The 6,022-nt window shown below is 47.6% G+C and carries 6 protein-coding genes and 2 pseudogenes; 3 read left to right on the top strand and 5 right to left on the bottom strand.

The annotated features are described in order from the left end of the window. Positions 1-378, top strand: a pseudogene (locus ABLA85_RS18620) (hypothetical protein); the annotation flags it as partial. A 427-nt stretch (positions 379-805) separates the two neighbouring features. Here ABLA85_RS18620 and ABLA85_RS18615 read toward each other — a convergent pair. After that, a complete protein-coding gene (locus ABLA85_RS18615; protein ID WP_367965800.1) occupies positions 806-949 on the bottom strand; it encodes a hypothetical protein in 144 nt (47 codons plus the stop codon). Positions 950-1,164: 215 nt separating this feature from the next. Here ABLA85_RS18615 and ampC point away from each other — a divergent pair, with 215 nt between their 5' ends. Then, the gene (gene ampC, locus ABLA85_RS18610; protein WP_367965799.1) at positions 1,165-2,331 is read left to right on the top strand and encodes a class C beta-lactamase; all 1,167 of its coding nucleotides are present in this window, start codon (positions 1,165-1,167) and stop codon (positions 2,329-2,331) included. A gap of 272 nt (positions 2,332-2,603) precedes the next feature. On the opposite strand, the pseudogene ABLA85_RS18605 reads toward ampC, so the two are convergent. The 3 genes and pseudogenes from ABLA85_RS18605 to ABLA85_RS18595 form a co-directional block, all read right to left on the bottom strand. Then, positions 2,604-2,759: pseudogene (locus ABLA85_RS18605) on the bottom strand (transposase); the annotation flags it as partial. Between the two features lie 32 nt (positions 2,760-2,791). Then, a complete protein-coding gene (locus ABLA85_RS18600) occupies positions 2,792-3,370 on the bottom strand; it encodes a plasmid pRiA4b ORF-3 family protein (protein WP_367965798.1) in 579 nt (192 codons plus the stop codon). A 49-nt stretch (positions 3,371-3,419) separates the two neighbouring features. Then, complete coding sequence (locus ABLA85_RS18595) at positions 3,420-3,644, bottom strand: hypothetical protein (protein WP_367965797.1); 225 nt, start codon at positions 3,642-3,644, stop codon at positions 3,420-3,422. 104 nt (positions 3,645-3,748) lie between these two features. Between ABLA85_RS18595 and ABLA85_RS18590 the strand changes: the two genes are divergently transcribed. Continuing rightward, on the top strand, positions 3,749-4,591 hold the full coding sequence (locus tag ABLA85_RS18590) for an IS982 family transposase (protein WP_367965796.1): 843 nt from the start codon (positions 3,749-3,751) through the stop codon (positions 4,589-4,591). Between the two features lie 47 nt (positions 4,592-4,638). Here ABLA85_RS18590 and ABLA85_RS18585 read toward each other — a convergent pair. Then, positions 4,639-6,022: conjugative transfer ATPase (locus ABLA85_RS18585; RefSeq protein WP_367965795.1), on the bottom strand; the 1,384-nt coding region annotated here is incomplete at its 5' end.

Here is a 6,022-nt window from a genome sequence, read left to right as displayed (position 1 = left end):
TTCCACCGCGGGTCAGCTTGGATAGTCCGGCACAGAGGGCAAGGAAAAAGACCGCTGGTCGCTACATTTGGCGGTTTGTCTCTGGCATGGCAGAAAGATACAGTGATCTCCTATAACCCGAAGCAGGTATTTAACGGGGTTCGCAGTGAACTGATATCCAGACTACTGGCTCAGACCTGTGAATGCTGCGGGTCAAACGATGGTCCTTTCGAAGTCCATCATATCCGCAAACTGAGCGATCTGAATCAACGGGGCAGGAAAGAAAAACCACGGTGGCTGAGGATAATGGCTTCACGGCATCGTAAAACCTTAGTTGTGTGTCGGGAATGCCATCAAAATATTCACAGAACCAGACCATTACGACATCGGGAAATATGACACTGGAAAGCCGGGTGAGATCGAAAGACTCATGCCCGGTTTGGGGAGGGGGCGTCCGGAAAAGTGCTGTACAGACAGTAACTCGCTGGCGCTCTACTCTACTTCACGTACCGTTCTGCGAGAGGCTGTGGGGGCAGTTTCCACGGTCTACTCTCCTCACTTTTAGAGAAGATGATGCACGGATGAGAGAGCGGACCGCCACAAGAGTATTTGCCCAATGACGTAAAATGGCCCTCAATATTGTTAAACGAGATACCAACAGTAAACTGAGTTTGAGTGCGCGAAGGAAATCTGCTAGGTGGGATAAGGGCTATATGGAAGCTCTGCTATTTAATCAATTTTAGCCTACCCAAATTTCATGCGTAACCTCTGATATAATAAGGGTTATTATTACATGAATTTATTTATGACGACACCATCTAGGAAATTATTCCCAGTTATCTTTGTTTTCCCAGATAGTTTTCAACATACCTGTTGTTGGTACTCGAATGTTGTACCAATTTTCTTGAAAAACTGCTTTTTGATCATCTAAAATACTTCCATTTCCAGATGTAACTACTTCATACTTCATCGTCAGGAACATCGGTCTTTTTTATATTCACTGGAGGGAGTTCGTTTTTTAGACAAAGCTGGCGAACTGAAATTTAGAGGCTAAACGTAACATTATGGTCGTTGATGATATATCAAGCTTTAATGCTGTCGTTACAAAAGATTGAGATCCATTGGAGCGAAAACCTACGTTTAGAGAGTAACAGTCTGATATATCAACCTATGGAAGATTTCCCAATGACGAAAAAATTTGTAATCAATACCTTGGTCTTTGCCACAATCGCAGCCTCTTCGTTTTATGCCTCAGCACAAAAAACACTGACGGCGCAACAAGTCGCAGAGATTGTCAATAATACGCTTACACCGCTGCTCGAAAAACAGGATATTCCCGGTATGGCTGTCGCTGTGATTTATGACGGAAAGCCGCAATTTTTTAACTATGGTGTGGCGGATATAAAAACTCGACGCCCAATAACGGAAAATACCCTGTTTGAACTGGGCTCGGTCAGCAAGACCTTTACCGGGATCGCCGGGGGATATGCCATGCAAACCGATACCCTAAACCTTAATGATCCAGTGACGGCGTACAGTTCTGAGCTAACGGGCAGTCAGTGGCGGGGTGTTAAAATGTTGCATCTGGCGACGTATACTGCGGGGGGACTTCCTCTTCAGCTCCCAGATTCAGTCACGGACCAGAAGTCATTGTGGCAGTACTATCAACAATGGCAACCACTGTGGGCACCCGGGATGATGCGTAATTACTCCAATGCCAGTATTGGCTTATTCGGTGCACTGACGGCGAATAAAAGCCAGTTGACATTTGAAACCTATATGACGAAGTATGTTTTCCTGCCTTTAAAACTGACGCATACTTTTATAACCGTCCCAGAATCGATGCAGTCAGATTACGCGTGGGGATATAAGAATGGTCAGCCGGTGCGCGCCACACCGGGCATGTTGAGTGCAGAAGCCTACGGGGTAAAATCTACCACGCAAGATATGGTGAAATATATGCAGGTCAATATGGCTCCGGACAGCCTGTCTGCCGATAACGATAAGTTAAAGAAGGCCATCCTCGCGGCCCAGTCTCGTTATTACCGAGCGGGAAACATGTTCCAGGGGCTGGGATGGGAAATGCATAACTGGCCTATCAATCCGCAGAGGGTGATTGCCGACAGCGGCAATGACATCGCCTTGCAGCCGCATAAAGTTGAGGTACTGATACCGCCACGCTCTGCCGTATCGGCATCCTGGGTGCATAAAACCGGCAGTACCGACGGCTTTGGGGCTTATATTGCTTTCATCCCGGAGGAGAAAATTGGCATTGTGATGTTGGCTAACAAGAACTATCCAAATCCTGTCCGCGTGGAAGCTGCATATCATATTCTTAAGGCATTGCGTTGAGAGTGATGCTGTACCGGATAAGTGCGGTCTGGTAACAGGCTGCACTTATCCGACTGTAGAAGACCCCCTCCTGTTTCCACTAAGTTGGGAGCATATCAATTTGACCGGAGATTATGTGTAGCGTAGTCGTGCTAGGACTGAGGCCGGAAAATTTAGGCCCCTGTGTCAACTAAAACTAGCTTAGCGAATGAAAAGGAAACGTAATCATTGCCTGAGGACCTCCACGATTTTAGCTTCTTTGACAAAAACTTTGATCGTGCCTCAGAACCTGTTCAGAGTCTTTTTAACAATATCACTAAGAAAGCCAAATTGACCATTTGCAGGCTGGTATTCAGTTTTCGTTCGCAATGCTTCCAAAGCCGCCTGCATTTTTCCAACCAACTGAATGAGCGTTCAACAACCCAACGTTTAGGAATGACCGTAAACGTACACCTTTATGGATACCGATCACTTATATCAACTACAGCCCTATCACAATGGGTTCCAGTTCCGGTGAATCAAGGTTAAGCCGACTTAATTGGCGGTTAACCTTGGGACGGTTGAACCTGGCAGCATCAAGCGCCTCAACCAATGGACGGATCTCTCCGACCGTGGTCGTATCATCAGCCTGAATAATCGAGTCAAGCAATGCCAGTGTTTTATCCGCTTCATCGGCTAACGTCGCGCCGGGCATTCTGTTTCCGGCCAGACAAAAAGGAGACTTCAGGTGAGAGTTTTCGAGAACCGTTTCAATACGGATATCGTGAAGCCAGTGCTCGAAAAAGTTGTATTCGTAGGTAAAGCGGTCACCGGCATCAAATTCAAAGTCATCCAGCGTAATTTTGTAAAGGTTATCAGGAAATCCGATTCCACCGGAGTAGGAAATGCCATAATTTTTGCCATAAATACGGAATTGATGCAGGTGATCATCCTGCCATCCTTGCGCGATCTGAATGATATAGTGAAAAGCTGCTAAAGAAGTCTCACCTGACAGCCTGAACCGACGCCAAATCATAGGACTGATCCCCTGAAGGGCAATTTTCACGATATAATTTTTCATTGTGAGGTGTCTGATAAAATGATGTTCCTTTGCTCATTCTATCGTCGATTTAACACAGTGCCCCAAGGTTTTTTATGGTCTCTGCAGCATCTGACTGAAAATCTTGCTGCTGCGATTGCTCACCGGCGATTAGCATCTGCTGTTCATCATGCAGCTGCTGCACCTGCTCTTGAATATTGATGGAATCAGAATCTGCCGTTACGTCGCTGTGCGCCAGTGGCAAGGGGGTATCCCGGACACTGCCGGGATTTTTGAATGGGGTTGCGGGCTTCATCCGGTTGCTCCTTAACCTGAGCTTCGCTTAAGAAGGGAACTAAAGTGTCTGAGGCACGATCAAAGTTTTTGCTAAAGAAAACAAAATCGTGGAGATCCTTAGGCATGGTTAATTTAGAAGAACTTTATTGCGGCGTCGATGACTTTTGCCAAAAATTTATCCCTCTCTGGCATCAACAACTCATTGAAAACGGATTACGTAAACGGCACCGCGAAGCTTCCCTTTCTCTCAGCGAAGTCATGATGATCCTCATTTTATTCCACATGAGCCATTATCGTGATTTTAAAACATTTTATAATAAACATGTAAAACAATACCTTAATACCGATTTTCCCGGATTAGTCAGCTATACTCGCATGCTCACTCTGAAGAAAAGGGCCCTTATTCCTTTATGCACTTTTCTTTCGTCACGCAAGGCGAAAACCCAAGGGATCGCTTTTATTGATCCCACCAAAATTGCCGTTTGTCATAACCTTCGAATTCCCCGTCATCGGGTATTTGAGGGAGTTGCACAACGAGGAAAAACAAGTACGGGCTGGTTTTATGGCTTTAAACTTCATCTGGTCATCAATGATTGCGGTGAACTTTTGGCCGTGAAATTAACCGCAGGAAATACGGATGATCGTCACCCTGTCAAAACGCTGGCAAAAGGGTTAACGGGATGTTTATATGGCGATAAAGGATATTTATCACAGGCTTTATGCGATGAGTTGGAAGCGGAAGGGGTCACGTTAATCACTCATGTCCGGAGTAACATGAAAGCCAAAGCGTTACCTCTCTGGGATAGGTTAATGTTAAGACGGCGATTTTTGATAGAAACGGTCATCGACCAACTCAAAAATATTTCTCAGATAGAGCATTCAAGACATCGCAGTCAGCTCGGTTTTCTGCTGGAAATTGCCGCGGGTCTCATTGCTTATACATTCCAACCTAAAAAACCGGCTTGAATTTACGGGATAATGATATCGCTATTCTTAAACGAAGCTGAGGTTAGTTATGTCTGTTTTAACCCCCGCGCAACATCCATTTTTCTGGCCACCAATATCGCCGCCTCCAGCTCACTGCACTGGTGCTCGCACATTAACGCCCGTCGTTCCGCTTTTTCTTCTTTTTCCGTCATACCCAGCGCCAGATACAGGCTGGGTGGCACCACCCGAAACAGCGCTTCGATTTTTTTCGCCAGCACCACGCCTTCGGTATAACAACGGGGAAGTTTACTGGCAGAGAGCAACACGGCTTTTTGTTCTTCGGTCAGTTTTTTGAAGCGGGCGATTTGTTCCACTTCATCGGGAGGCATAGTCAGGCACAGCCACCATTCCGCCATATTCAGCATTTTCTCAGCGGTATTCGGGTAGTCGGCGAGGTTTTGCGTCGCCAGCCACAGCCAGGCCCCCAGTTTACGCCACATCTTGACGACCTTGGTCATATAGGGGGAGAGCAGCGGATTGGTGGTGGTGATATGCCCTTCATCAATCACCAGTTGCAGTTCCCTGTCCTGATACTGATCCCGTTCGGCCAGATTATTCACGGTGTTAATCAGAGACACCATTGCCAGTGCCATCTGCGCCGAGTAATTTTCACGCGCCAACGTACCCAAATCAATCAGAGTAACATCCACTTCCGGCCACGGGGTGCCGGGGCGGTTAAACAGTTCCCCTTCAAAGCCCTGTGTAAACATCGACATGGCACCGGCCATTTCATCCGCCCGTGCCCGGCGATGTGCCGTGATTAACGGCTGGCCATGCTCGTCCTGCTGGTGATTGCGGGCGATGGCATAGAGGGCATTCTGTAAGTCTGAAGCCACCATCTGACGTTGTTCTTCATGGCTGGTGTGAGCTGCCATCATAATGGCTTCGCGGATCAAACCGCGATCTGAGCGGGTCAGGCGCTCTTCCTCTTTTTTCTCGCCACCGGTGATCATCAGTCGGGCGGCAATTTCCATTTCCCCCAGAATATCACGCTGCTCATCCCCTTCATCCTGCGATTCATCCGTATCCGGAATATCGGCTTCATTAATACGCCATTGTTGGGGGCTGAGTTGCAACAGTTGATGGGCATCGGCAAACAGCGCCAGGCTCACGCCACAGCCCGGTTTGATACCGATTTTATTGACGGTCAGCCCCAGACTGGCGTAGTAATCGGCGAGTAAACCAAAGCTGTTCCCCGCTTCGACAATAAACAAACGCGGTCGGTGTATTGCCATCAGTTGTACCAAAGAAGCACACAACGTGGCGGATTTACCGGCCCCGGTCGGGCCAAACAACAATAAATGCGCATTCTGGGTGCGATCCTGCTTGTTCATCGGATCGAAGGTCAGCGGCGCACCACCGCGATTAAAGAAGCTGAACCCCGGATGACCGGTGCCGGTTGAGCGCCCG

Source organism: Xenorhabdus sp. SGI246 (assembly GCF_040838225.1).
GTDB lineage: Bacteria > Pseudomonadota > Gammaproteobacteria > Enterobacterales > Enterobacteriaceae > Xenorhabdus > Xenorhabdus indica.
Note: the sequence above shows the minus strand (reverse complement) of the source record. Positions and strands in the feature narration are given on the sequence as shown.